The sequence below is a fragment of the Marinomonas epiphytica genome, assembly GCF_054780655.1.
Genome location: NZ_BAAGVX010000029.1, coordinates 4,112 through 27,895, shown reverse-complemented (window position 1 = coordinate 27,895; position 23,784 = coordinate 4,112). Strand labels below are relative to the sequence as shown.

General features: G+C 45.0%; 22 protein-coding genes and 9 tRNA genes. 28 read left to right on the top strand and 3 right to left on the bottom strand.

Going from position 1 to position 23,784, the window contains the following annotated elements; translation table 11 throughout:
• The 8 genes from ACYVGZ_RS08290 to mutT all read left to right on the top strand — a co-directional run bounded on the left by ACYVGZ_RS08290 (position 1) and on the right by mutT (position 9,752).
• Positions 1-954 (top strand): D-alanine--D-alanine ligase, encoded by a 954-nt coding sequence (locus tag ACYVGZ_RS08290; RefSeq protein WP_460753832.1) that lies wholly within the window; start codon positions 1-3, stop codon positions 952-954.
• A gap of 2 nt (positions 955-956) precedes the next feature.
• On the top strand, positions 957-1,637 hold the full coding sequence (locus ACYVGZ_RS08285; protein WP_460753829.1) for a cell division protein FtsQ/DivIB: 681 nt from the start codon (positions 957-959) through the stop codon (positions 1,635-1,637).
• A 71-nt stretch (positions 1,638-1,708) separates the two neighbouring features.
• Positions 1,709-2,983, top strand: a complete 1,275-nt coding sequence (gene ftsA / locus ACYVGZ_RS08280) for a cell division protein FtsA (RefSeq protein ID WP_460753826.1) — start codon at positions 1,709-1,711, stop codon at positions 2,981-2,983.
• A 37-nt stretch (positions 2,984-3,020) separates the two neighbouring features.
• Entirely contained in the window at positions 3,021-4,256 is a 1,236-nt protein-coding gene (gene ftsZ / locus ACYVGZ_RS08275) for a cell division protein FtsZ (protein ID WP_460753823.1), read from the top strand.
• A 106-nt stretch (positions 4,257-4,362) separates the two neighbouring features.
• Complete coding sequence (lpxC, locus tag ACYVGZ_RS08270; protein ID WP_460753820.1) at positions 4,363-5,280, top strand: UDP-3-O-acyl-N-acetylglucosamine deacetylase; 918 nt, start codon at positions 4,363-4,365, stop codon at positions 5,278-5,280.
• 142 nt (positions 5,281-5,422) lie between these two features.
• A complete protein-coding gene (gene secA / locus ACYVGZ_RS08265) occupies positions 5,423-8,131 on the top strand; it encodes a preprotein translocase subunit SecA (RefSeq protein ID WP_460753817.1) in 2,709 nt (902 codons plus the stop codon).
• 14 nt (positions 8,132-8,145) lie between these two features.
• Positions 8,146-9,366 carry a bifunctional glutamate N-acetyltransferase/amino-acid acetyltransferase ArgJ gene (argJ, locus tag ACYVGZ_RS08260; protein WP_460753814.1) on the top strand — a complete coding sequence of 407 codons (1,221 nt, stop codon included), beginning with the start codon at positions 8,146-8,148 and terminating at the stop codon, positions 9,364-9,366.
• Positions 9,363-9,752, top strand: coding sequence for an 8-oxo-dGTP diphosphatase MutT (gene mutT, locus ACYVGZ_RS08255; protein ID WP_460753812.1), 390 nt, complete (start codon positions 9,363-9,365; stop codon positions 9,750-9,752). Before argJ ends, mutT begins: the two co-directional genes overlap by 4 nt.
• Positions 9,753-9,805: 53 nt before the next feature.
• Here mutT and ACYVGZ_RS08250 read toward each other — a convergent pair whose 3' ends face one another.
• Positions 9,806-10,612: a response regulator transcription factor gene (locus ACYVGZ_RS08250; RefSeq protein ID WP_460753810.1), complete on the bottom strand. Its 807-nt coding sequence runs from the start codon at positions 10,610-10,612 to the stop codon at positions 9,806-9,808.
• Between the two features lie 110 nt (positions 10,613-10,722).
• Here ACYVGZ_RS08250 and ppiC point away from each other — a divergent pair, with 110 nt between their 5' ends.
• The 4 genes from ppiC (at position 10,723) to ACYVGZ_RS08230 (ending at position 13,517) form a co-directional block, all read left to right on the top strand.
• Positions 10,723-11,001 carry a peptidylprolyl isomerase PpiC gene (gene ppiC / locus ACYVGZ_RS08245; protein ID WP_460753807.1) on the top strand — a complete coding sequence of 93 codons (279 nt, stop codon included), beginning with the start codon at positions 10,723-10,725 and terminating at the stop codon, positions 10,999-11,001.
• An 18-nt stretch (positions 11,002-11,019) separates the two neighbouring features.
• Positions 11,020-11,445 (top strand): protein tyrosine phosphatase family protein, encoded by a 426-nt coding sequence (locus tag ACYVGZ_RS08240; RefSeq protein WP_460753805.1) that lies wholly within the window; start codon positions 11,020-11,022, stop codon positions 11,443-11,445.
• 71 nt (positions 11,446-11,516) lie between these two features.
• Positions 11,517-12,128 (top strand): helix-turn-helix domain-containing protein, encoded by a 612-nt coding sequence (locus ACYVGZ_RS08235; protein ID WP_460753802.1) that lies wholly within the window; start codon positions 11,517-11,519, stop codon positions 12,126-12,128.
• A gap of 42 nt (positions 12,129-12,170) precedes the next feature.
• Complete coding sequence (locus tag ACYVGZ_RS08230; protein ID WP_460753800.1) at positions 12,171-13,517, top strand: class II 3-deoxy-7-phosphoheptulonate synthase; 1,347 nt, start codon at positions 12,171-12,173, stop codon at positions 13,515-13,517.
• An 82-nt stretch (positions 13,518-13,599) separates the two neighbouring features.
• Here ACYVGZ_RS08230 and ACYVGZ_RS08225 read toward each other — a convergent pair whose 3' ends face one another.
• The gene (locus ACYVGZ_RS08225; protein ID WP_460753797.1) at positions 13,600-14,346 is read right to left on the bottom strand and encodes a GIY-YIG nuclease family protein; all 747 of its coding nucleotides are present in this window, start codon (positions 14,344-14,346) and stop codon (positions 13,600-13,602) included.
• Between the two features lie 53 nt (positions 14,347-14,399).
• A complete protein-coding gene (locus tag ACYVGZ_RS08220; RefSeq protein ID WP_460753794.1) occupies positions 14,400-15,026 on the bottom strand; it encodes an O-methyltransferase in 627 nt (208 codons plus the stop codon).
• Between the two features lie 242 nt (positions 15,027-15,268).
• Here ACYVGZ_RS08220 and thrS point away from each other — a divergent pair, with 242 nt between their 5' ends.
• The 16 genes from thrS (at position 15,269) to ACYVGZ_RS08140 (ending at position 23,583) form a co-directional block, all read left to right on the top strand.
• A complete protein-coding gene (gene thrS / locus ACYVGZ_RS08215; RefSeq protein WP_460753791.1) occupies positions 15,269-17,188 on the top strand; it encodes a threonine--tRNA ligase in 1,920 nt (639 codons plus the stop codon).
• Between the two features lie 26 nt (positions 17,189-17,214).
• Positions 17,215-17,748: a translation initiation factor IF-3 gene (gene infC / locus ACYVGZ_RS08210; RefSeq protein ID WP_460753788.1), complete on the top strand. Its 534-nt coding sequence runs from the start codon at positions 17,215-17,217 to the stop codon at positions 17,746-17,748.
• 62 nt (positions 17,749-17,810) lie between these two features.
• Positions 17,811-18,005, top strand: coding sequence for a 50S ribosomal protein L35 (gene rpmI / locus ACYVGZ_RS08205; protein ID WP_460753785.1), 195 nt, complete (start codon positions 17,811-17,813; stop codon positions 18,003-18,005).
• Between the two features lie 45 nt (positions 18,006-18,050).
• Positions 18,051-18,407 carry a 50S ribosomal protein L20 gene (gene rplT / locus ACYVGZ_RS08200; protein WP_226752880.1) on the top strand — a complete coding sequence of 119 codons (357 nt, stop codon included), beginning with the start codon at positions 18,051-18,053 and terminating at the stop codon, positions 18,405-18,407.
• Between the two features lie 125 nt (positions 18,408-18,532).
• Positions 18,533-19,528: a phenylalanine--tRNA ligase subunit alpha gene (pheS, locus tag ACYVGZ_RS08195; RefSeq protein WP_460753781.1), complete on the top strand. Its 996-nt coding sequence runs from the start codon at positions 18,533-18,535 to the stop codon at positions 19,526-19,528.
• Positions 19,529-19,550: 22 nt separating this feature from the next.
• Entirely contained in the window at positions 19,551-21,935 is a 2,385-nt protein-coding gene (pheT, locus tag ACYVGZ_RS08190; RefSeq protein WP_460753778.1) for a phenylalanine--tRNA ligase subunit beta, read from the top strand.
• Between the two features lie 4 nt (positions 21,936-21,939).
• Positions 21,940-22,236, top strand: coding sequence for an integration host factor subunit alpha (locus ACYVGZ_RS08185; protein WP_460753775.1), 297 nt, complete (start codon positions 21,940-21,942; stop codon positions 22,234-22,236).
• 297 nt (positions 22,237-22,533) lie between these two features.
• Positions 22,534-22,610 (top strand) — tRNA-Pro (locus ACYVGZ_RS08180).
• Positions 22,611-22,623: 13 nt separating this feature from the next.
• Positions 22,624-22,699: transfer RNA gene (locus ACYVGZ_RS08175), tRNA-Thr, on the top strand.
• Between the two features lie 45 nt (positions 22,700-22,744).
• A tRNA-Thr gene (locus ACYVGZ_RS08170) sits at positions 22,745-22,820 on the top strand.
• A gap of 38 nt (positions 22,821-22,858) precedes the next feature.
• A tRNA-Thr gene (locus ACYVGZ_RS08165) sits at positions 22,859-22,934 on the top strand.
• A gap of 50 nt (positions 22,935-22,984) precedes the next feature.
• Positions 22,985-23,060 (top strand) — tRNA-Thr (locus ACYVGZ_RS08160).
• 19 nt (positions 23,061-23,079) lie between these two features.
• Positions 23,080-23,155: transfer RNA gene (locus ACYVGZ_RS08155), tRNA-Val, on the top strand.
• A gap of 34 nt (positions 23,156-23,189) precedes the next feature.
• Positions 23,190-23,266: transfer RNA gene (locus ACYVGZ_RS08150), tRNA-Asp, on the top strand.
• Positions 23,267-23,396: 130 nt separating this feature from the next.
• Positions 23,397-23,472, top strand: a tRNA-Val gene (locus ACYVGZ_RS08145).
• Between the two features lie 34 nt (positions 23,473-23,506).
• A tRNA-Asp gene (locus tag ACYVGZ_RS08140) sits at positions 23,507-23,583 on the top strand.
• Positions 23,584-23,784: the final 201 nt, after the last annotated feature.

The following is a 23,784-nucleotide window of genomic DNA, read 5'->3' as shown; positions in this document are numbered from 1 at the left end:
ATGGCGAAGCCTTTAAAGGATGCCGTGATCGCGGTGATTTACGGTGGCCGTTCAGCAGAGCGTGAGGTGTCACTGCAAAGTGGCGACATGATTGCTAAGGCTTTGTCAGAACAAGGCTATCAGGTAGTTGCATTAGATTTATACGGCCCAGGAGGTGGGGAAGACCCCATCGCCCAATTGCAGTCCGTTTCTTTTGATCTCGCTTTCATTGCACTACATGGCGGTGAAGGAGAGGACGGTACCTTGCAAGGGGTTTTGAATATGTTGGGTAAGCCCTACACAGGAAGTTCTCCTTTAGCCTCAGGGTTTGCCATGGACAAGGTGCTGACTAAGCGTTACTGGAAGGGGATTGGCATCGCAACGCCCGCCTACCTTTCTTTTGAAGGGCAAGCGAATATTGCAGAAATTGAATCGCAAATGACTTACCCCTTAATTGTGAAGCCATCTCATGAGGGTTCCACCATCGGCATTAATAAAGCGGATGATCGACAAGGCTTAGAAAGTGCTCTAGAGCAGGCCTTACAATATGACTCTGATATCTTGGTTGAAGAGTTTGTTGATGGGCCTGAGTATACTGTGTCTATTATTGATGGTGTGGCATACCCAGCCATTGGCCTGAAAGCCTCGCAAGAACATGTGCTGTATGACTACGACGCCAAATACCTGGCAGATGACACTGAGTATCTATTGCCGTGCGGCTTGAATGAAGACGACGAAAATGAGTTGCTTCAGTTATCACTCGAAGCGTATGAGTCCCTTGGCTGTAGTGGTTGGGGGCGAGTGGATGTGATGCGTGATAAGCAAGGCAAGTTTTGGGTGCTGGAAGTGAATACGGCGCCTGGTATGACGTCTCATAGCTTGGTTCCTATGTCGGCTCAACATGCAGGCTTAAGTTATGGGCAATTAGTTGAGAAAATTGCCTTGAATGCCTGGCAAAAAGTAGGTCAAAACTGATCATGAGATTGGCTGCGCTCATTGGTGCCATCCTATTGGTTTTGGTGGCGACCTTTCAAGATGACGACCCCCTGCAGGACTGGTTTCAGATTGAACAAATAAACGTTGAAGGTGACCTCAAGTACACCAATCAGCAAGCTCTTGCTAGTGAGTTTAATTCGTTGCTGGGAACCAGTTTGTTTGATCTGTCTGCTGTGGATTTAGTTGCTGTCGTTGAGGCGTCTCCTTGGGTGGAAAAAGCCCAGGTGCGTAAAGTGTGGCCCAATGAGCTTACTATTATCGTTGAAGAACATACTCCTTTGGCCTACTGGCAAGAGGGGCAATTAATTTCCACTAAGGCGGTGACCTTTGTGCCGTCTTCTATTCCCGATTTGCCGATTCCTCATTTGTATGGGCCTGAAGGCTCTAGTGATGTCGTACTAGAACAGTTTGGTTTGATCAGCCAGGTGTTGTCAGGCGGAGATTTACGAATCGTTACATTATCTTTAGAGGCTCGTGGAGCTTGGAGTGTCACCTTTGGCAACGGTTTGCAGGTAAAGCTAGGCAGAGAGGAAATTTTAGAGCGTTTACAACGCTTTATCACGGTGTATAAAAGTGATTTATCAGGTAGAATAGGCCGGATAACTTCCGTTGATGCTCGTTATCCTCATGGGGTAGCCGTGGGTTGGAAGGAAGTTGAGTAAAAATTGGCCTGTTTGTTGCTAAGTTTTGTTTGGAGTGAGGTTTTGACAGCACATTATACCGGGACGGTGAAATGATAGTTGGGTTAGATGTAGGTACATCAAAAGTCATTTGTTTGGTAGGCGAGGTTCAGTCTGACGGCAGTTTAGAGATTGTCGGTATTGGTTCGCATCCTTCCAAAGGAATGAAGCGCGGAGTCGTCATTAATATTGAGTCTACTGTGCAATCTATCCAGCGAGCTGTTGAAGAAGCAGAGCTAATGGCTGGCTGCAATATCCACTCAGTTTACGTCAGTGTGGCAGGTAGCCATATTCGCAGCCTAAATTCCCACGGTATCGTGGCGGTAAAAGGTGGCGAAGTTGAACGTGAAGATATTGATAGGGTAATTGATGCGGCTCAGGCCGTTCCTATCTCATCTGATCAGCGTGTCTTGCACGTGTTGCCCCAGGAGTATCACATTGACTCCCAAGAAGGGATTAAAGATCCCCTTGGTATGTCTGGGGTGCGCTTAGAGGCGAACGTTCATCTTATTTCTGGTGCTTTGAATGCTATCGTGAATATTGAAAAGTGCATTCAGCGTTGTCAATTAGGCGTTGATGGCGTCATCTTATCTCAGTTAGCTTCTAGTGAGTCCTCTTTAAGTGACGATGAAAAAGAATTAGGCGTATGTTTGGTGGATGTTGGTGCGGGCACCTCTGATATAGCTGTTTGGATTGATGGCGCATTACATCATACCGCTGTTATTCCCGTTGCTGGGGATCAAGTGACCAATGATATTTCCATGGCGCTGCGGACTCCGACACAGCACGCCGAAGAGATTAAAGTGAAATACGCTTGTGCTATGTCTTCAATGGCATCTTCTGATCAGGTATTGGAAGTGCCCAGTGTTGGGGATAGACAGCCAAGATCAATTTCACGACACGCTTTGACGGAAGTGGTCGAGGCGCGTTATGAAGAAATTTACAATTTAGTTTTAGATGAATTAAGACGCAGTGGATTTGCTGAAAGAATCCCTGCAGGTATTGTCATTACTGGTGGTACGTCGTTAATGGAAGGCGCTTCCCAGCTAGCTGAAAAGATTTTTCAGATGCCGGTTCGCCTTGCGGCACCAGATAATGCTAAAGGAATGTCTGACATTGTCGATAACCCTATATATTCAACAGGCGTTGGATTATTGGCTTACGGAAGCAAAGAGGTAGAAGTGCCTTCCGCTCCGACCAAACCGACAATGACGAAGGCGCAAAATAAACGTGAAGTTTCAGGAATGATTAACAACGAAGCCAGCCCATCCTTCAGTGTACCGAAGGCATGGCAGAAGTTAAAAAACTGGTTCGCTGATCATATTTAATCAGGAATGAAAGAATTAATTAAGGAGCAACAGGTTCATGAACGTCTTTGATTTAGCCGATGAAAATTTATCTGAAAACGCCGTAATCAAAGTGATTGGCGTTGGTGGCGGTGGCGGTAATGCAGTCCGTCACATGCTGGATAACCAGTTAGAGGGTGTTGAATTTATTTGTGCCAACACCGACTCGAAAGCATTAACAGGATTTGATACGGGCGTTTCTTTGCAACTCGGTTCAGCCATCACCAAAGGCTTGGGTGCTGGGGCGAATCCTGCAGTAGGTAGAGATTCTGCCCTAGAAGACCAAGAGAAAATTACCCAGCTTTTAAGTGGTGCGGATATGGTCTTCATTACTGCTGGTATGGGTGGTGGTACAGGTACAGGTGCAGCTCCTGTGATTGCTAAGGTAGCTCGCGAATTAGGTATCTTGACTGTCGCTGTCGTTACTCGCCCATTCCCGTTTGAAGGTCGTCGTCGTGCAAAAGTAGCTGACGAAGGTGTTAAAGAATTACGCGATAATGTCGATTCATTAATTACAGTGCCTAATGAAAGATTGTTACCAGTGCTTGGTAAAAACATTTCATTGCTGAAGGCTTTTGGTGAAGCGAACAATGTTTTATACAACGCTGTTCAAGGTATTACTGACTTGATCATGCGTCCTGGCCTTATCAACGTTGACTTCGCAGACGTGCGTACTGTGATGTCAGAAATGGGCTTGGCAATGATGGGAACAGGCTCTGCCGCAGGCGAAGACAGAGCGCGTGTTGCAGCAGAAGCCGCAATTCACAACCCATTATTAGAAGATATTAATTTAAAAGGTGCCCGTGGTGTGTTGGTTAACATCACCGCTAACGAAGAGGTTGGACTGTCTGAGTTCACAGAAGTGGGTGGCATCATTGAAGAATACGCATCGGAAGATGCAACCGTAGTGATTGGTTGCGCGATTGATCCAAGTGTTGGTGATGAAATGCGTGTAACCGTCGTGGCGACAGGATTAGAAGGGCGTCCAGGTGTGGAAATGAAATCCGCCATGGGAGAGTCGGTAGTATCTTCTCAACCTGTTGCTTCTAAGGTAGAGCGAGTCGTGGAAGAAGTTGCTCAACCTGCTGCAGTCGTTAAGCCAGTAGCAGCACCCGTAGAAAGTGCTAGAAGTGAAACAGTAGAGAGTGCTCCTGAAGCTGAAGCGAGTGATTCAACTGAGTCAAACTCAGCGTCCGGTGGCGATAAGTTATCTTATTTGGACATTCCTGCGTTTTTGCGTCGACAAGCTGACTAGTTTGAGTAAAAAAGATGCAAAGTATACGTGGCGAATTGTATAAAAATCACGTAATTGATATTATTTATCAAATAGTAATATCATGTAATTAAATTGTAGGAATATCATGGTACGTCAACACACATTAAAAAACATTATTCGCGCGACAGGAGTGGGTTTACATTCCGGCGAGAAGGTGTATTTGACATTGAAGCCGGCGCCTGTCAACACAGGTATTGTCTTTGTTCGTACTGACCTGGATCCAGTTGTTGAAATCCACGGCGATGCACGAGCAGTTGGCTCAACAAATTTTGCAACGGCTTTATGTCAAGATGATGTGAAGGTTAGTACCGTTGAACACTTGCTTTCTGCAATGGCTGGCCTCGGGGTCGACAACGCTTATGTAGAAGTGAGCGCAAGTGAAATCCCATTGATGGACGGCAGTGCAAGCCCATTTGTTTTCTTGTTGCAGTCAGCAGGTCTTGAGGCGCAGAACGCACCTAAAAAATTCATCAAAATCAAGAAGCCTATCCGCGTTGAAGATGGCGACAAATTCGCCACTCTTGAGCCTCATAACGGTTTCCGTTTGTCTTTCGAGATTGATTTTGAGCACCCAGCAATCGGTGAAGATGTTCAAAGAACTTCTTTTGATTTCTCCACAACGACTTTCGTGAAAGAGATTAGCCGTGCTCGTACTTTTGGTTTTATGAAAGATCTTGAGTACTTTAAAGATAATAACCTAGCTCGTGGTGCCAACATGGATAACGCCATAGTGCTTGATGATTATCGTGTACTGAACGATGAAGGTCTTCGTTACCGTGATGAGCTTGTGCGCCATAAAGTATTAGATGCCATTGGTGATCTATACCTGCTTGGTCATTGTTTGATCGGCGAATACAAGGCTTATAAGTCTGGTCATGCTCTTAACAATAAGCTTCTGTTGGCTTTATTAGAGCAACAAGATGCTTGGGAATACGTTGCTTTTGAAGATGAATCTCAAGAATCTGCGATCTCTTATACGGACTCTGTATTAGTTGGTGCTTAATCTGTTCAAATAATCGACAGGTTTATCAGAAACCAGGCATTTTGCCTGGTTTTTTTGTATTTAAACCCTTGATATTTCATGTTTTGTCACACATTACCATGATAGACTCTATTTATTACTAATTGGCTACGTTGAATTCAAGATGTTGGGAAATGTAATTAAGAAAATCGTCGGTACTAAGAATGACCGAGAAGTAAAACGTTATAAAAAAGTTGTTGCGCAAATAAACAAGTTTGAAGAGACCATCAAAGGATTATCTGATGACGCTCTAACAGCTAAAACCAATGAGTTTCGCGAAAGATTAGCAAAAGGCGAAACAGTAGATGCCTTATTGCCTGAAGCTTTTGCGGTCGTTCGTGAAGGCAGTCAGCGTGTGATGGGGATGCGCCACTTTGATGTTCAGTTAATCGGTGGCATGGTGCTAAACGAAGGCAAAATTGCCGAGATGCGTACCGGTGAAGGTAAAACCCTAGTGGCAACCTTGGCTGTATATTTGAACGCTTTAACGGGCAAAGGTGTTCATGTAGTTACCGTGAACGATTACCTGGCCAAGCGTGATGCTAACTGGATGCGTCCGCTGTACGAATTTTTAGACATGAGTGTCGGTGTGGTGTTCTCGGGTCAAGAAAGGGACGAGAAAAAAGCCGCATACTTGTGTGACATTACCTACGGTACCAACAACGAGTTTGGTTTTGACTACCTAAGAGACAACATGGTTTTCCGTTTGGAAGATCGTGTACAGCGTGATCTTTACTTCTCAGTGGTCGACGAAGTTGACTCCATCTTAATTGACGAAGCGCGTACGCCTTTGATCATTTCTGGCGCTGTTGAAGACAGCTCAGAGCAATACCGCAAGATTAATGAACTTGCTCCTTTATTGGTGAAACAAGAAGAGAGCGAAGACGAAGAGGCAGAGCAAACCGGCCACTATGTATTTGATGAGTCTCAGCGAAGCATCGAATTAACGGAAGAAGGCCACTCTTTTGTTGAAGATTGGTTGGTTCAACAAGAAATGCTGCAAGAAGGGGATAGCCTTTACGCAGCAGGTAATCTGGCCTTATTGCATCATGTTCATGCGTGTTTGAAAGCCCATGTGATTTTCCAGAAGAACGTTGACTATGTTATTCAAGGTGACCAAATTGTCATTGTAGATGAGCATACGGGTCGTACTATGGCAGGTCGTCGCTGGTCTGAGGGTATTCACCAAGCGGTAGAGGCGAAAGAAGGGGTAACAATTCAAGCAGAAAGCCAAACTCTTGCTTCGACTACTTTCCAGAATTACTTCCGTTTGTATGAAAAGCTGTCTGGTATGACAGGTACGGCAGATACAGAAGCCTTCGAATTTCAGCAAATTTATAGCTTGTCTGTGGTGGTTATCCCAACTAACCGCGCTGTACAGCGTAAAGACTTCAATGATCTGATCTACATGTCCACACAGGACAAATTTGAGGCCATTGTTAAAGACATTGAAGATCATGTTGCTCAAGGTCGCCCCATTCTTGTGGGAACCGCGTCGATTGAATACTCAGAATTACTGTCAAACTTCTTAAACCAGAAGAAGATCAAACACAACGTATTGAATGCCAAGCAGCATGAGCGCGAAGCGGAAATTGTTGCGGAAGCGGGTCGTCCTGGTGCGGTTACCATCGCAACCAATATGGCGGGCCGTGGTACAGACATCATGTTGGGTGGTAACGTTCAGGTTGAAATTGCTCAGCTAGGCGAAAATGCGACGCAAGAGCAAATTGAAGCACAAAAGGCCGACTGGCAGCAACGTCACGAGGCTGTGTTAGCCGCAGGTGGTTTGCATATTATTGGTACTGAGCGACATGAATCGCGCCGTATTGATAATCAGCTACGTGGTCGTGCAGGTCGTCAGGGTGATGTAGGTTCTTCGCGTTTCTACTTATCCCTTGAAGACAACCTGATGCGTATTTTTATGTCTGAGCGCATTAAGAAAATGATGCTGGCGCTGGGCATGGAAAAAGGCGAGGCGATCGAGCATAAAATGGTGTCAAACGCCATTGAAAAAGCTCAGCGTAAGGTGGAAGGTCGCAACTTCGATATTCGTAAGCAATTGCTTGAGTACGATGATGTTGCTAATGATCAGCGTCAGGTTATTTATCGTCAGCGTTATGAAATGATGACCTCTGATGACTTGTCTGATGCCATTTCAGCCATGCGTGAAGAAGTGGTAGCAGGTATTATTGATGAGTTTATCCCGCCGCAAAGTATTTTTGATATGTGGGATCTTGAAGGCTTAGAAGAAAAAATTCGTAACGAGTTTGGCTTGGAACTGCCTATTTCTCAGTGGGTAGCAGAGGACAAGAAACTCTATGAAGAGCCATTGCGTCAGCGCATTCTAGATAACTTCATTGCTGATTACGAAAATAAACAGCAAGTAGCTGGTGAAGAGCCTCTGCGTCAATTTGAGAAGCAGGTTCTGTTACAAGTATTGGATACCCTATGGAAAGAGCACCTACAAACGATGGATATGCTGCGTCAGGGTATTCATTTACGAGGCTACGCTCAGAAAAACCCTAAACAAGAGTATAAACGTGAAGCCTTTGAGCTGTTCCAAAGTCTATTGGAGCAGATCAAATTTGAGGTGGTTCAGGTGATCACTCGTGTTCACGTGCAGTCGGCAGAAGAAGCTGAGAAAATCGAAGAGGCCCGCCGTCAGCAAGAACAGAAAACTCGTATGAGTATGTCTCGTGCTTTGCCAGAAGGCGAAACGACTGATTCTGAAGCAGCTTCCGATGGTCAGGAAGTACCTCGCGTAGGTCGTAATGAGTTATGTCCTTGTGGTTCTGGCAAAAAATATAAGCATTGTCACGGTAAGTTAGTTTAATAAGGGTTAAAGACATGGCTGTTGGATTATGGGATTTCCCAGCGATTCCTGAAATAAAAGGGGTGCGCTTTGGTATTGCTCAAGCAGGTATTAAAAAGCCAAATCGAAAAGACTTGGTGGTGTTTGAGTTGTCTGAAGGCGCCTCAGTTGCAGGGGTCTTCACGCAAAATGCTTTTTGTGCAGCCCCTGTACGACTTTGTCAAAAACACCTACAACTAGAAGCCCCAAGGTATCTATTAATTAATACGGGCAATGCCAACGCAGGAACAGGCAAGCCAGGCTTAGAAACGGCCCAGCAAACTTGTGATTTTCTAGCACAGCAGACTTCGGTTAACGCCAGTGCTGTGTTGCCGTTTTCAACGGGTGTGATTGGTGAGCCTTTACCGGTTGAAAAAATTGTGGAGGCGATACCTGAAGCCCTAGCAAATCTAGGTGTGGACGATTGGCGTTCGGCTGGTGAAGGCATTATGACAACTGATACACTACCAAAAGGTGCAGTTCAGTCTTTTGAGTTTGAGGGTAACACCTACACAGTGGCGGGCATTTCTAAGGGCGCAGGTATGATTCGCCCGAATATGGCTACTATGTTGGGTTATGTTTTTACTGACATTGCGATTGAGCAAGCTCTTTTGCAGAGCCTCTTAAAAACCGCTACAGATAAAAGCTTTAACCGCATAACAGTAGACAGCGACACTTCTACAAACGACTCTTGTGTGGCAGTGGCGACCGGTAAAGCGGGTAATCAGATGATCCAGTCCCTGGATGAGCCATTAGCGCAAGCTTTTGTTACGGCTTTTGAAAAAGTCATGCAGGACCTCGCTCATGCCATCGTGCGTGATGGCGAAGGGGCGACCAAGTTTGTTACTGTGGAAGTGGCGGGAGCGAAGCAAGAATCCGACGCTACTCAAATTGCTTTTGAAGTGGCGCATTCACCGTTAGTGAAAACTGCCTTGTATGCGGCTGACCCTAACTGGGGGCGTATTCTTGCGGTAGTGGGTCGAGCTGGCGTTGCAGGCTTAGATGTTGATAAGGTGCAGCTACACATTAATGGTGTGGAGATTGCCCGAGAAGGGGGCTTGTCTCCCGCTTACAGTGAAGAGCTTGGTCAGCAAGCTATGGCACCAGAAGAAATCCACATTGTCATCGATCTTGGTGAAGGGGATGCCTCTGACACTGTGTGGACTACTGACTTCTCCCATGAATACGTCACTATCAATGCGGATTATAGAACGTGAAGCAAGTACATGTGGCAGCTGGCATCATTATGCGCGACGATAGTGTGTTTATAGCACTGCGTAAGGCGGATCAGCATCAGGGTGGTTTATGGGAGTTTCCTGGTGGCAAGTGTGATAAGGGAGAAAGCTCAGAGCAAGCTCTATGTAGAGAATTGCATGAAGAGTGTGAAATCCAAGTGCAATCATGTCAGTTATTTCAAACAATTGCTCATGACTATGGCGATAAGCAGGTTAAGTTAGACTTTTTTTTAGTAAAAGAGTTTTTGGGTGAGCCTGTGGGTAAAGAAGGTCAAGAAGTAAAATGGGTTATGGTTAATCAATTGCTTGATTATCGATTTCCAGAGGCAAATCAACCCATTGTCGAGGCTCTCTTGTCGGCGCATTAAGCAAACTGATTAGATATAAAAAAAGGGCCTCATAATTGAGGCCCTTTTTTGTTTTACCCTTGGTCGTTAAGGATTTTAATCAATAGCTGGCGAATGGTTTGGGGTTCAAACGGTTTACCGCAGATGGCGTCAACACCTTGTTGGGCAACATTGGCAAGTTCGCTTTGGTCTGCGTTTGAGCTGACCATTAATATTGGAAGGTGGGAGAATTCTTGATGGTTGCGAATGGTTTCTGTGAGCTCTATGCCGTCCATTTCTGGCATGTTGTAGTCCGTGATCACAAGGTCGAAGTTGTTCAGGCTTAATTGCTCTAGTGCTTCTTTGCCGTTTTCAGCGTAAAGGATGTTATCGATACCCATGACATTCAGGGTTTTACTAATGTGTTTGCGAGCCATCTTGCTATCGTCTGTAACCAAAACACGAAGGCTTTCTGGCTCAAATAATTCGAGCTCTATGTCTTCCTCGCGGATTAAGTCGAGGGTGGCGTTAATGGCGCGCTGTAAGTCTTTCATATCAAAAGGCTTGGGTAAAATAGCTAATGCGCCTGATTGACGTAAATGCTCAAGATGCTCGCGGTTGCGCTCACTTGAGATCAAAATGAAGCATTGCTCTTCGGTATCTGGGTTGCTTCGTATTTGGTCTAATAGGTTGTCTGCTGTGCCATCTGGTAGATACATTGAGGATATAACAAGGTCAGGTGGGAAGTCGCTCAAACAGTCTAGTGCTGTAGCGATGCTGCTGGCGTATTCTATTTGTTGAATGCCCGCGCTGTGCAATGCTTGAGTAATAATTTTGCGCTGTGTATCAGAGGGTTCGACGAGTAAGAAAGATAATTCGTTAATTTGTAAATGATTAGACATGTAACAACAGCCTTACAATAAGAGTGGTAGGTAACCATGAATTTATCCTGATTTTATCATGGTAAATGCGTTAAAATGGGTAATTATTTGATGCGAGTGAGTAGACAGTTATGGCCATGGCGAGTGCTTGTCATATTTTGGTGAAAAACAAACCGGAAGCAGAAAAAATTAAAAGTCAGCTTGATAAAGGTGGCGACTTCCATAAGTTAGCAAAACAGTACTCTATATGCCCTTCTGGTAAGAAGGGCGGGGATCTTGGGGAGTTTCGTAAAGGCGATATGGTGCCAGCTTTCGATCGAGCCGTGTTTAATGGACCATTGTTAAAGGTGCAAGGCCCTATAAAAACACAATTTGGTTTTCATTTAATTAAAGTGCTTTACCGTTCTTAATATCAAGAGGAGAGTGTGATGAATGAACCGACTATGCTAGAAGAGCAATACTTTGTAGCGCCACAGATTTATGCAGAGGATTTGCCTCGTTTAAAAGAGTTAGGTTTTGAGCGTATTATTAATAATCGCCCAGACGGCGAAGTAGAAGATCAACCGACAGCCGCCGTTTTGCGCGAGCAAGCAGAAGCTTTGGACTTAGAGTATGTTGAAAATGCCATTGACCTTAAGGCATTGTCACAAGATCACGTGGTGAGACAATCCATTGCTATTGACCAAGATAAGAAAACTTTGGCTTTTTGTCGTACTGGCACTCGTTCCTCTGTTGTATGGGTGTTGCTGAAAAATGCGGCGGGAGAGGATTATTCTTCTTTGTGTGCAAGTGTGCAGGCCAAAGGGTTTGACTTGTCTCGCTGCGAGGCGGCTATGTCCCCTCTGGCGAAGTAATAAAGCAGTATTTAATTGATAAAACGCACGCGTATTGTTATTTAAAACGGTGTGAAAGGAATAGGTGAAGTATGGTAAGTCGACCGTCATTAGAAACGGCAACAGCGTCTGATCCTGACCGTTTTGTTGAGCCCTTAGAGTTAGGTAAACGGGTTAAAGAAATTCGCTTAGCGAAGGGTTGGACACTGGAAGAAGTCAGTAAGCGTACCAGTATTGCGCGTTCAACCTTATCTAAAATTGAAAACGACCAAGTGTCTCCTAGTTTCGCCATAGTGCAAAAGCTGATTAAAGGCTTGGGGATGGATTTGCCACAGCTGTTTGTGGAGTCTAGTGAATTTTCCATAGCTGGGCGCAGAGACATTACTCGCAAAGGGAAAGGAGAGCCTCATCCAACGGCCACCTATGAGCACGAGTTACTTAATTTCTCAATCAGTAAGAAAAAAATGGTGCCTTTTAAAACAACCGTAAGGGCTAAGTCTTTTGATGAGTTTAAAGAATGGGTGCGCCATGATGGCGAAGAGTTTTTATTGGTGTTAGAGGGTAAAATTAATTTTTTCTCTGAGCTCTATGAACCAATTGAATTAAAAGAAGGCGACAGTGTGTATTATGATGCCACCATGGGTCACGCAGTGGTGTCTTTATCTACGAAAGATGCACAAATTTTATGGGTTGTCGCTCGCTAGGGTGCAACAGATAGTTACAAAAATAATAGGTAGTGAATGATTATGGAAACATGGGGTTTAACAAGTTGGAGAAATAAAACGGCGTTACAGCAGCCGCTTTATCCTAGTGCAGAGCAGTTAGCGGCAGTAGAAGCTAAATTGCAAAAAATGCCACCACTTGTTTTTGCTGGGGAAGCGCGTCAATTAAAAAGTGCTTTAGCGCAGGTGTCGCAAGGGCAAGCATTCTTGCTACAGGGTGGCGATTGTGCGGAAAGTTTTGCAGAGTTTCATGCCAATAATATTCGTGACACTTTTAAGGTTATGCTGCAAATGGCGGTTGTATTGACTTATGCTGGTAAATGTCCTGTTGTAAAAGTAGGACGTATGGCCGGTCAATTTGCTAAGCCAAGGTCTGCAGATACCGAAATCGTTAATGGTATTGAATTGCCAAGTTATCGTGGTGATATTATTAATGGTATTGAATTTACCGAGCAGGCTCGTGTGCCAGACCCTGAGCGTCTTGTGCAGGTGTACAATCAAAGTTCTGCCACTATGAACTTGCTGCGTGCTTTTGCGCAAGGTGGCTTTGCTGACTTACATCAGGTTCATCGCTGGAACCTAGACTTTTTGAATAACAGTCCTGCGGGTAGTCGTTTTCAAGGTGTGGCAGGGAAAATTGACGATGCACTTCAGTTTATGGAAGCTTGTGGTTTGGGGGCTGGGATTAGCCAATTCAAAGAGACGGAATTCTACACGTCTCACGAAGCTTTATTGCTACCTTATGAAGAAGCCTTGACTCGTCAGGACAGCTTAACGGGTGATTGGTACGACTGTTCTGCACATATGTTGTGGATTGGTGATCGTACTCGTCAGCTAGACGGCGCTCATGTGGAATTCTTGCGTGGAGTTAAAAACCCAATTGGTGTGAAAGCTGGGCCTTCTATGGACCCTGAAGACCTAGTGCGTTTGTGTGACATCCTTAACCCGGAGAATGAACCTGGTCGTTTGAATATTATTGTTCGCATGGGGGCTGACAAAGTTGCTGATGGTATGCCGAAATTGGTGCAGGCTATTCAGCGCGAAGGTAAGCAGGTAGTGTGGAGCTGTGATCCTATGCACGGTAATACAATTAAGGCTTCAACGGGGTACAAAACTCGCCGTGTTGACGATGTATTAAAAGAGGTGCAGCAGTTCTTCCAGGTTCATAACGCAGAAGGCAGCTACCCAGGTGGCGTGCATTTCGAAATGACGGGGCAGAATGTGACCGAATGTGTCGGTGGGGCGTTTGAGGTAACAGAGGCCGATCTTGCTGACCGTTACCATACTCATTGTGATCCTCGCCTGAATGCAGATCAATCTCTTGAGTTGGCGTTTATGATCTCTGAAACGTTAAAAAAAGCACGAGCTTAGCCAAAATCTAATTAAGTGCTGAAAAATATAAAACCCCGCAAGGCTTTCACCTTGCGGGGTTTTATATTGTGTTTGCAGTAAGCTAGCCTTTACGGCGTCGAAAAGCGGATGAGGCGGCTTTTGAGGTTACATCAATTTTTGCCATGATCATGGCCATTTCTTCCGCTTCTGCTTGTTGCTGAGCTTTTAGTTTTTCTTCACGCTCTTTTTTGGCTGTGCGTTCTGCTTCGTTTAGCATTTTTTGTATGCTGGCTTTACTGCGCGTGCGCGTAGGTGTCTTTTTTGCCTTAGGTGCTGGCTCAGCAGGAGCATCTAAGCGTTCTTCGCTGATTAATTCACCAAAGAAAGATTTTGTTGTCGGTTTGGTCTCTGTCAGGCTTTTGCTAGGCAGTTCGACGCTTTTAGTTGCGCTCGTTGCGGTTTTTTTGCGGGTTTTCTTCGGTGCTTCTGTTGTTGATACGCCGTTTGAGTCAAACATCGCTTTTTTGCCAAAGCTTAAAGGTGCGTTTTTCTCAGCTGATTGGGCTATCTTGTAGCCGCGCAAACTAATACCGTTGTAGATAGAAATGTAGTCTTTTTCTAGCTCGTAAAGCTCTTCTTTGTCTTGAGTTTCAAATAACTCTTCAACAGTAAATGCCTGAGCGCTGTGCTCACGAATGTCATCATACAAAGGGAATTCAAGGCCCTCGTTGGTTGCTTCAACGTATTGCTCAAAGCGTTGGAATCCACTATTGAATGATGTGCCAATATAGTGTTTGCCAGTAATGTTATTTGTGATTTTAAAAACGACCAAAATCGCTGCCTCTTCCTTACTATCTGTAAATAGCACGACGAACCCGCTCACAAAACTGTGAGTAGGTTGGTCGGCAATGAATTAAAAAATTAATGTTTAACGACTAGATTTAGACCGTCGCGTACGTTCAGGTGAACATTTTCAACGCGGTTGTCTTGCGCAATTAAGCGGTTGACTTGATTAACAGCAATATCACTGTCTTCTTTTGGGTCAAGGACGCGTCCTTGCCAAAGAGAGTTGTCGATAATGATAAGCCCGCCAGATGTTACAAGCGGCACGACCGCCTCGTAATAATTCAGGTAGTTGCGCTTATCAGCATCGATGAATACCAAGTCAAAGCCAGGCTCCAGATCTTTGATAGTGTCTAAAGCTGGGCCGAAAATAGGGGTGATTTTGTGGCCATGTGGGCTGCGATCAAAAAACGATTGTGCAAACTCAATGGCTCTTGGGTTGGTTTCACAGCAGATTAATGTGCCGTCTGCAGACATGCCTTCAGCAATAGAAAGGGCAGAATAGCCTGTAAACATACCGATTTCCAAAGCGCGCTTAGGTTGCTTGAGACGAGACAACAGCTTCAAAGTACGGCCAATGGTTTTTCCAGACAGCTTGTTTGGGTAGCCCATATCAGAATACGTTTTTTCGACCAATTCTAATAATAAGTCAGGTTCTGCTTGAGTAGTATCAATGCAGTAATCGTCTAGAAGTTGAGAGTCCATAGAGCCTTTTGAGTGTTGAAGCAAGTTGTTGTGAAACGGAGCGCAATTTTACCTTGCACAGCAGGAATGTCTATGGCTTGTGGTGAATAAATTGCAATAAATTCGTACTTGAGTCTGAAACCTCATATTGGCTCAAATTGTGGTCGCATGGTAAAGCAATAAATGTTAGTTTAGGCGCTTGAAATTTACATGTGCTCTTTGGTATGGAGCACCACTGACTCCAAAAAAGGGGAATCAAAAAAATGCCTGTAATTACTTTACCGGACGGCAGTCAACGCTCATTCGAAAATCCAGTTAGTATCATGGATGTTGCTTTAGATATTGGTCCTGGTCTTGCGAAAGCGACCATCGCAGGGCGCATTAACGGCGAATTGGCCGATGCCTGTGAAATGATCAACGAAGACGCAACCTTGAGCATAGTGACAGGGAAGGACGCGGAAGGAGTGGAGATTATTCGTCACTCATTTGCTCACCTTGTTGGGCATGCTGTTAAGCAATTGTTTCCAGAAGCGAAAATGGCCATTGGTCCTGTGATCGACGAAGGTTTCTATTACGACATCGCTTATGAGCGCCCATTCACACCAGAAGACATGGCCGCAATTGAAAAGCGTATAGCAGAATTGGTGAAAACCGATTACGACGTAGTGAAAAAAATGACTCCGATCGACCAAGCTCGCCAACAGTTTGTTGAACGCGGTGAAGATTACAAAGTCGCTTTGATCGACGATATGGACGACTCTGTGACTCAGGTTGGTTTATACCACCATGAAGAATATATGGATATGTGTCGTGGCCCTCACGTGCCCAACACGCGCGTATTGCGTCATTTTAAATTGATGAAGTTAGCGGGTGCTTATTGGCGCGGTGACTCAAATAACGAGCAGTTGCAGCGTATTTATGGCACAGCTTGGAATGACAAAAAAGAGCTAAAAGCCTACTTGACTCGCATTGAAGAAGCGGAAAAGCGCGATCACCGTAAGTTGGGCAAAAAACTAGATTTATTCCATGTTCAAGAAGAAGCGCCAGGTATGGTGTTTTGGCACCCTAAAGGGTGGAGTCTTTACCAAACTGTTGAGCAATACATGCGTAAGAAACAGTTAGATAATGGCTACAACGAAGTAAAAACACCGCAGGTTGTTGATCGTGTGCTTTGGGAAAAGTCAGGGCATTGGGGTAAGTATCATGAAAACATGTTTACCACGCACTCGGAAAACCGAGACTATGCCATTAAACCAATGAACTGCCCTTGCCATGTTCAGGTTTATAACCAGGGCCTTAAGAGTTACCGTGACCTGCCATACCGTATGGCTGAGTTTGGCTCTTGTCACCGTAATGAGCCTTCTGGAGCATTGCATGGCATTATGCGTGTACGTAACTTTGTACAAGACGACGGACATATCTTTGCAACAGAAGACCAAATACAATCAGAAGTATCGGCATTTATTGATTTATTGCATGATGTATACAGTGACTTTGGTTTCACCGATATCATTTATCGCTTGTCGACTCGTCCTGAGCAGCGCGTGGGTTCAGATGAAGTGTGGGATAAATCTGAAAAAGCCTTGGCTGATGCGTTGGATGCAGCCAATCTAGATTGGGAAGAGTTACCAGGCGAGGGCGCTTTCTATGGTCCTAAGATTGAATTTTCCCTAAAAGATGCCATTGGTCGTGTTTGGCAGTGTGGTACAATGCAAGTCGACTTTTCTATGCCGACTCGTCTAGATGCTAAGTTTGTTGCGGAAGACGGTTCGCGCCAAGCACCGGTGATGTTGCACCGTGCGATTGTTGGGTCACTAGAAAGATTTATTGGTATTTTGATCGAAGAGACAGAAGGTTCTTTCCCTGTCTGGCTAGCGCCCGAACAAGTTGTTATCATGAATATCACAGATCGTCAGGCCGAATACTGTGCTGATTTAGAAAAAAGATTAAATTCAAACGGCTTTAGAGCGAAACTAGACTTGAGAAATGAGAAGATCGGGTTTAAAATTCGCGAGCATACAATTCAGCGCATCCCTTACATGATTGTCGTTGGTGATAAAGAGGTCGAACAACAACAAGTTGCTGTTCGTACTCGCACCGGTGAAGATCTAGGGGTGATGAGTGTTTCCGAATTTGAAGAACTGCTTCAAACAGAAGTCGCTCGCCGTAGCCGTAAACAATAAATGGAGATATCGTTATAAAAGGTAATATGAATCGTGGGCGTAGTGCTAGCAAGCAGCGCCCTCTAATCAATGAGAACATTCGAGCAACTGAAGTACGTTTAATCGCTGCTGATGGTGAGCAAATTGGTGTTGTATCGATAGAGGAAGCGCTTAAAGCCTCTCAAGAGGCGAGTCTTGACCTAGTGCAAATTGCTGATTCAGATCCAATTGTTTGCAAAATTATGGACTACGGCAAGCATGTTTTTGAGCAAAAGAAAGCAAAAGCTGCTCAAAAGAAAAATGCGAAGCAAATCCAGGTAAAAGAAATGAAATTCCGTCCAGGGACGGAGGAAGGGGATTATCAGGTAAAACTCCGCAACCTGATACGTTTCCTTGAAGGCGGGGATAAGGCCAAAGTATCGCTTAGATACCGCGGTCGTGAAATGGCCCATCAGGAGCTTGGAATGCAACTTATGCATCGTGTCGCTGCAGACCTCGATGAATACGGTACTGTTGAACAAGCTGCGAAAATGGAAGGTCGCCAATTAACTATGGTGCTAGGCCCCAAAAAGAAGAAGTGATGCATAAATAACCCAGTTATTAAGCACACATTAACATTAACGAATGCGAGAGTGGTTTTATCATGTCCAAAATTAAGTCACACAGCGGCGCTGCTAAGCGCTTTAAACGTACCGCGAATGGTTTTAAACATAAGCAGTCTCATACTAGTCACATCTTGACTAAAAAATCGACTAAGCGTAAGCGTCATCTTCGTTCTTTGAACCAAGTAGCGCAAAGCGACAAAGCGTTAATCACACGCATGTTGCCATACATCTAAGTATCATTTTTTAGTTCATTAATTTATTAGTATAGGGTTTATATTATGCCTCGCGTAAAACGTGGTGTTCAGGCTCGTCGCCGTCACAAGAAGATTTTAAAACAAGCTAAAGGTTACTACGGTGCACGTAGCCGTGTATTCCGTGTAGCTAAACAAGCTGTTATCAAAGCTGGTCAGTACCAATACCGTGACCGTCGTCAGCGTAAGCGTCAATTCCGCGCATTGTGGATTGCTCGTATCAACGCGGCTGCACGTATCAATGGTATGTCTTACAGCCGTTTCATTGCTGGCTTGAAAAAAGCAGCAATCGAGATCGACCGTAAAGTACTTGCTGACCTAGCTGTGTATGAGAAAGAAGTTTTTGCTGCAATCGTTGAAAAAGCGAAAGCAAGCTTGGCTTAATTTCTGACGTAGCCTTAGGGTGATAACGTTGTGCAAGAGAATATCTTGAAACGCATCATTCAAAGCAGTCTTTAATAGGGGAAGAGCCAACGCTCTTCCCCTATTTTATTTTTTGGAGTATGAAAATGGAGAACCTACAGCAGATTCTCGCTGATGCGCTAAGCGCAGTAGCCGCGTCTGAAAGTGAGTCCGCCCTGGATGATGTGCGAGTGCATTACTTAGGGAAAAAGGGGGCTCTCACAGCATTGTTGAAACAGCTTGGTAACGTTTCAGCAGAAGATCGACCAAAGTTTGGTCAAATGGTAAATGAAGCAAAAGCTCAAGTTCAGGAAAAAATTACTGAGCGTAAGCAGGCTTTGGTAAAAGCGGCATTGGATGCCAAGCTAGCAACCGAAACCATAGACATTACCCTGTCTGGTAAAGGGCAAGAAGTGGGTGGATTACACCCTGTTACCCGTACTATGGATCGTATTGAAAACTTTTTCCGTGGAATTGGCTTTGATGTGGCGGCAGGCCCAGAAATTGAAGACGATTACCATAACTTTGAAGCCCTTAATATCCCGGCTCATCACCCAGCCCGTGCGATGCAGGATACCTTCTATTTTAATCCTAATACGGTACTAAGAACCCATACTTCACCGGTTCAAGTGCGTACTATGGAGCAAACTCAGCCACCGATTCGTATTATCTGTCCTGGCCGTGTGTATCGTTGTGACTCAGATCAGACGCATACACCTATGTTCCATCAGGTAGAGGGGTTGTTGATCGATGAAAATATTTCTTTCGCAGATCTAAAAGGCACCTTACAACAGTTTCTAAATGTGTTCTTTGAAGACGATGTAAAAGTACGTTTTCGCCCAAGTTACTTCCCGTTTACAGAGCCTTCTATTGAAGTGGATATCATGCGTACGAACAGCAAGGGTGAAGAGTCTTGGCTAGAAGTACTGGGTTGCGGCATGGTACACCCTAAAGTGTTGGAAATGTCAGGTATTGACTCTGAAAAATACACTGGCTTTGCCTTTGGTATGGGAGTAGAGCGTTTTGCTATGTTGCGCTACAAGGTAGACGATCTGCGTATGTTCTTTGAAAACGATTTGCGTTTCCTTAAGCAGTTCAACTAAACCGTCAACCTAGGATATTGTTATGAAAATTAGTGAGAATTGGCTAAGAGAGTGGGTCAATCCAAATATCAGTAGTGATGATTTGGTAGCACAAATTACTCTGGCGGGTTTAGAAGTAGATGAAGTGTTGCCCGTTGCTTCGCAATTTACTGGCGTGGTCGTGGGTGAAATTATCAGTGCCGAACAACACCCGAATGCAGATAAACTGCAAGTGTGTAAGGTCTCTGATGGTGCTGAAGAATTTCAGGTTGTTTGTGGTGCTCCCAATGCACGTGCCGGCATTAAGATTCCTTTTGCAAAAATTGGCGCGGTATTAGACGGCGATTTTAAAATCAAAAAAGCTAAGCTACGTCAGGTTGAGTCCTTTGGTATGCTGTGTTCTGCGTCTGAGCTGGGTATTAGTGAAGACAATGACGGTATCATGGAATTACCAAGTGTTGCGCCAACAGGTCAAGATTTGCGTGACTACCTAACGTTAGACGACATTATTATTGATGTTGATTTAACACCGAACCGCAGCGATTGCCTGAGCTTAGCGGGTCTTGCTCGTGAAGTGGGTGTATTAAACAAAACAGATTTAACGCCTGTTGAGGTTAGCCCAGTAGCGGCCAGTATTACAGACACATTTGATGTAAAAGTTGAAGCTACTCAAGGTTGCCCTCGTTACCTTGGTCGTGTTGTTCGTGGTGTAAACGTGGCGGCAACGACGCCATTGTGGATGGTTGAGAAGCTTCGTCGCAGTGGCATTCGCTCGATTGACCCCATAGTTGATATCACCAACTATGTGATGATCGAACTTGGCCAGCCTATGCATGCGTTTGATCTTGCTAATCTAAATGGTTCTGTCGTTGTTCGAAATGCCAAAGCCGAAGAGAAAATTGTTCTACTCGATGGCCAAGAGGTAGCGCTAAGAGAAGACACGTTACTGATCGCAGACGAGCAGGGCCCATTAGCGATTGCTGGTGTTATGGGGGGCGAAGGCTCTGGTGTAAACCAAGAGACGCAAGATATCTTTTTAGAGAGTGCGTTCTTTGCGCCGCTTACTCTTGCGGGTAAAGCTCGTTCTTATGGCCTGCATACGGATGCGTCTCATCGGTATGAGCGTGGTGTCGATGCTAGCCTACAAGAAAAAGCCATGGAGCGTGCAACTCAATTGGTATTAGAGATTGCTGGCGGCAGTGCTGGCCCTATTACTCATACTGTTAGCGAAGGTGATTTGCCAAGTGCGGTACAAGTGACTTTACGCCGCCAAAAGCTAGACCAGTACCTTGCTGTATCGATCGATAAAGACCTAGTAACCGACATTCTAACTCGACTAGGGCTAGACATGTTGGAAGTAACAGATGAGTCTTGGACAATTAAAGCGCCATCACACCGCTTTGATATCACCATCGAGGCGGATCTGATTGAAGAAGTGGCTCGTATCTATGGTTACGATAACTTGCCATCAGCAATGCCAAAAGCCGCTGTTAACTTCACGCCGCAGTCTGAAAGTAAAACGGCTATTCAGAACTTGCGTTCTATTTTGGTTTCTCAAGGTTACCAAGAAGCAGTGACTTATAGTTTCATTGACCCTAATTTAAGCAAGCAGTTCTTGCCTGAAATTGAACCTGTACCACTGGCTAACCCAATTTCAGCGGATATGGGTGTAATGCGCCCAAGCCTGGTGCCTGGTTTGGTGAAAGCTTACTTGCATAACCAAAATCGCCAGCAAAGCCGTGTTCGTATTTTCGAAACTGGCCGTCGCTTTATTGGTTCTGTAGACGCGTTAGATGAGTTGGATCAGCAACTGCAAATTTCGGGTCTGATTGCGGGCAGCCGCCACCCTGAAGCTTGGTATCATAAGAGTGAAAAAGTGGACTTTTATGACCTGAAAGCCCATGTGGAAGCATTATTTGACTTGAACAATGGTGGCAAGCCTAGCTACCAGCGTTCTGATTGTGTTTTCCTTCACCCAGGTCGCTCTGCCGATATTATGGTAAATGGCGAATTTGTTGGTGTAATGGGTGAACTGCATCCGCAACTTGCTAAAGAGTTAGGGGCTAACCAGCCGCTTTACCTATTTGATATTGCACTTGATGCGGTACTCAATGCTCAGTTGCCTCAATATAAAGCAGTTTCTAAATTCCCAGAAGTGCGTCGTGACCTAGCCTTATTGGTTGATCGTACTGTGCCTGTTGGAGAGTTGAAAGCAGTGATTGAGTCGGCAGCGGGCGATGCTCTGAAAAATGTACTTGTTTTCGATGTTTATCAAGGCCAAGGTATTGATGAAACGAAAAAAAGTGTTGCTTTGGGCTTGACGTGGCAGCATCCTTCACACACTCTTAGTGATGAAGAAGTAAACAACTCTGTCGAGTTAACAGTGCAGGCCTTATCTGAACAGTTAGGCGCAGTAGTAAGGGGATAAACCTATGGGATCGTTGACGAAAGCTGATTTAGCCGAAAACTTAGTCGACTCAGTCGAGTTAAGTAAAAAAGACGCGAAAGACCTAGTAGAAGGTTTCTTTGAAGCCATCCGCCAATCTCTCGTTGAACGTGAGCAAGTCAAACTGTCTGGCTTTGGTAACTTTGAAGTCAGAGAAAAAAGTCAACGCCCTGGGCGAAACCCGAAAACAGGGGAAGAAATTCCTATTACTGCGCGTACCGTTGTAACTTTTCGACCAGGGCAAAAACTCAAGTCGAAAGTTGAAGGCTACATGCAGGACTAACTTGTTAGATCTTAAAAAAAACCACCTACGGGTGGTTTTTTTGTGTCTAAGCTCACCACACGGCCTTTAAGGCATTGGAAACTGAAGAGGGCGCCTGAGTATTAAATGAGCAAAAAAAGCCCTTATTAAGCATTAAAAGAGCGAAAATGCTGGTTAATTTGTTTAAGCCTTAAACAATTGATCTGATATCGAAAAATGCCTTCATAAAATTGAAAAAAAATGAATAAAAGTCTTCCCTTTTCAATTCGTTATAGTAATATACGCACCCGCTGACAACGACACAGTCTTTGTTTGCATCGGGGCGTAGCGCAGCCTGGTAGCGCACTAGCATGGGGTGCTAGTGGTCGCAGGTTCAAATCCTGCCGTCCCGACCAAAATTTGAGTAATGCCGCTATAGCTCAGTTGGTAGAGCATCTGACTTGTAATCAGAGGGTCCCGAGTTCGACTCTTGGTGGCGGCACCAAAATTTGGTTGAAGTCCGAAAGGATGAAAAAAGAAAGATATTTTAGCCGCTATAGCTCAGTTGGTAGAGCATCTGACTTGTAATCAGAGGGTCCCGAGTTCGACTCTTGGTGGCGGCACCATCTTAACAGATGCTTAAAATATCCTGCGTATACAATTTGCCGCTATAGCTCAGTTGGTAGAGCATCTGACTTGTAATCAGAGGGTCCCGAGTTCGACTCTTGGTGGCGGCACCATCACTTAATAACCTTGGTTAGTAAGTGAGACAACTTAAAATTAGCGTTTAGCCGCTATAGCTCAGTTGGTAGAGCATCTGACTTGTAATCAGAGGGTCCCGAGTTCGACTCTTGGTGGCGGCACCATTAAAGGCTAAATCAGATTGGGTGTGTAGCTCAGTTGGGAGAGCGTCGCCCTTACAAGGCGAATGTCGGGAGTTCGAACCTCTCCACACCCACCACTTATAGGAAAGTGGCTAAACAACCTATGAAAATGGAGCGGTAGTTCAGTTGGTTAGAATACCTGCCTGTCACGCAGGGGGTCGCGGGTTCGAGTCCCGTCCGTTCCGCCACTTACTTTTGATAGAGTAGGTAAGTAATACCATCATCAAGATGGGTGTGCAGCTCAGTTAGGATTCGTTCCTACAAGGCGCATAGATACCGGGAGTTAAGAACTCCGATCGAAAGATCTAAAATTGCAACGGGTGTGTAGCTCAGTTGGGAGAGCGTCGCCCTTACAAGGCGAATGTCGGGAGTTCGAACCTCTCCACACCCACCACTTATAGGAAAGTGGCTAAACAACCTATGACAATGGAGCGGTAGTTCAGTTGGTTAGAATACCTGCCTGTCACGCAGGGGGTCGCGGGTTCGAGTCCCGTCCGTTCCGCCACTTACTTTCTAAGTAAGCATCTACCTAAAGATGTAAAACTATATGGGTGTAGCTTAGTTTGGATTCGTTCCTGCAAGGCGCATTGATACCGGGAGTTAAGAACTCCGATCGAAAGATCTAAAATTGCAACGGGGGTGTAGCTCAGTTGGAATTCGTTCCTGCAAGGCGCATTCATACCGGGAGTTAAGAACTCCGATCGAC

What these genes read in the sequence shown, in the direction of transcription:
- ACYVGZ_RS08290 (WP_460753832.1), top strand. Translation starts at nt 1, where the DNA reads ATGGCGAAGCCTTTAAAGGATGCCGTGATCGCGGTGATTTACGGTGGC.
- ACYVGZ_RS08285 (WP_460753829.1), top strand. Translation starts at nt 957, where the DNA reads ATGAGATTGGCTGCGCTCATTGGTGCCATCCTATTGGTTTTGGTGGCG.
- ftsA (WP_460753826.1), top strand. Translation starts at nt 1,709, where the DNA reads ATGATAGTTGGGTTAGATGTAGGTACATCAAAAGTCATTTGTTTGGTA.
- ftsZ (WP_460753823.1), top strand. Translation starts at nt 3,021, where the DNA reads ATGAACGTCTTTGATTTAGCCGATGAAAATTTATCTGAAAACGCCGTA.
- lpxC (WP_460753820.1), top strand. Translation starts at nt 4,363, where the DNA reads ATGGTACGTCAACACACATTAAAAAACATTATTCGCGCGACAGGAGTG.
- secA (WP_460753817.1), top strand. Translation starts at nt 5,423, where the DNA reads ATGTTGGGAAATGTAATTAAGAAAATCGTCGGTACTAAGAATGACCGA.
- argJ (WP_460753814.1), top strand. Translation starts at nt 8,146, where the DNA reads ATGGCTGTTGGATTATGGGATTTCCCAGCGATTCCTGAAATAAAAGGG.
- ACYVGZ_RS08250 (WP_460753810.1), bottom strand. Translation starts at nt 10,612, where the DNA reads ATGTCTAATCATTTACAAATTAACGAATTATCTTTCTTACTCGTCGAA.
- ppiC (WP_460753807.1), top strand. Translation starts at nt 10,723, where the DNA reads ATGGCCATGGCGAGTGCTTGTCATATTTTGGTGAAAAACAAACCGGAA.
- ACYVGZ_RS08240 (WP_460753805.1), top strand. Translation starts at nt 11,020, where the DNA reads ATGAATGAACCGACTATGCTAGAAGAGCAATACTTTGTAGCGCCACAG.
- ACYVGZ_RS08235 (WP_460753802.1), top strand. Translation starts at nt 11,517, where the DNA reads ATGGTAAGTCGACCGTCATTAGAAACGGCAACAGCGTCTGATCCTGAC.
- ACYVGZ_RS08230 (WP_460753800.1), top strand. Translation starts at nt 12,171, where the DNA reads ATGGAAACATGGGGTTTAACAAGTTGGAGAAATAAAACGGCGTTACAG.
- ACYVGZ_RS08220 (WP_460753794.1), bottom strand. Translation starts at nt 15,026, where the DNA reads ATGGACTCTCAACTTCTAGACGATTACTGCATTGATACTACTCAAGCA.
- thrS (WP_460753791.1), top strand. Translation starts at nt 15,269, where the DNA reads ATGCCTGTAATTACTTTACCGGACGGCAGTCAACGCTCATTCGAAAAT.
- infC (WP_460753788.1), top strand. Translation starts at nt 17,215, where the DNA reads ATGAATCGTGGGCGTAGTGCTAGCAAGCAGCGCCCTCTAATCAATGAG.
- rpmI (WP_460753785.1), top strand. Translation starts at nt 17,811, where the DNA reads ATGTCCAAAATTAAGTCACACAGCGGCGCTGCTAAGCGCTTTAAACGT.
- rplT (WP_226752880.1), top strand. Translation starts at nt 18,051, where the DNA reads ATGCCTCGCGTAAAACGTGGTGTTCAGGCTCGTCGCCGTCACAAGAAG.
- pheS (WP_460753781.1), top strand. Translation starts at nt 18,533, where the DNA reads ATGGAGAACCTACAGCAGATTCTCGCTGATGCGCTAAGCGCAGTAGCC.
- pheT (WP_460753778.1), top strand. Translation starts at nt 19,551, where the DNA reads ATGAAAATTAGTGAGAATTGGCTAAGAGAGTGGGTCAATCCAAATATC.
- ACYVGZ_RS08185 (WP_460753775.1), top strand. Translation starts at nt 21,940, where the DNA reads ATGGGATCGTTGACGAAAGCTGATTTAGCCGAAAACTTAGTCGACTCA.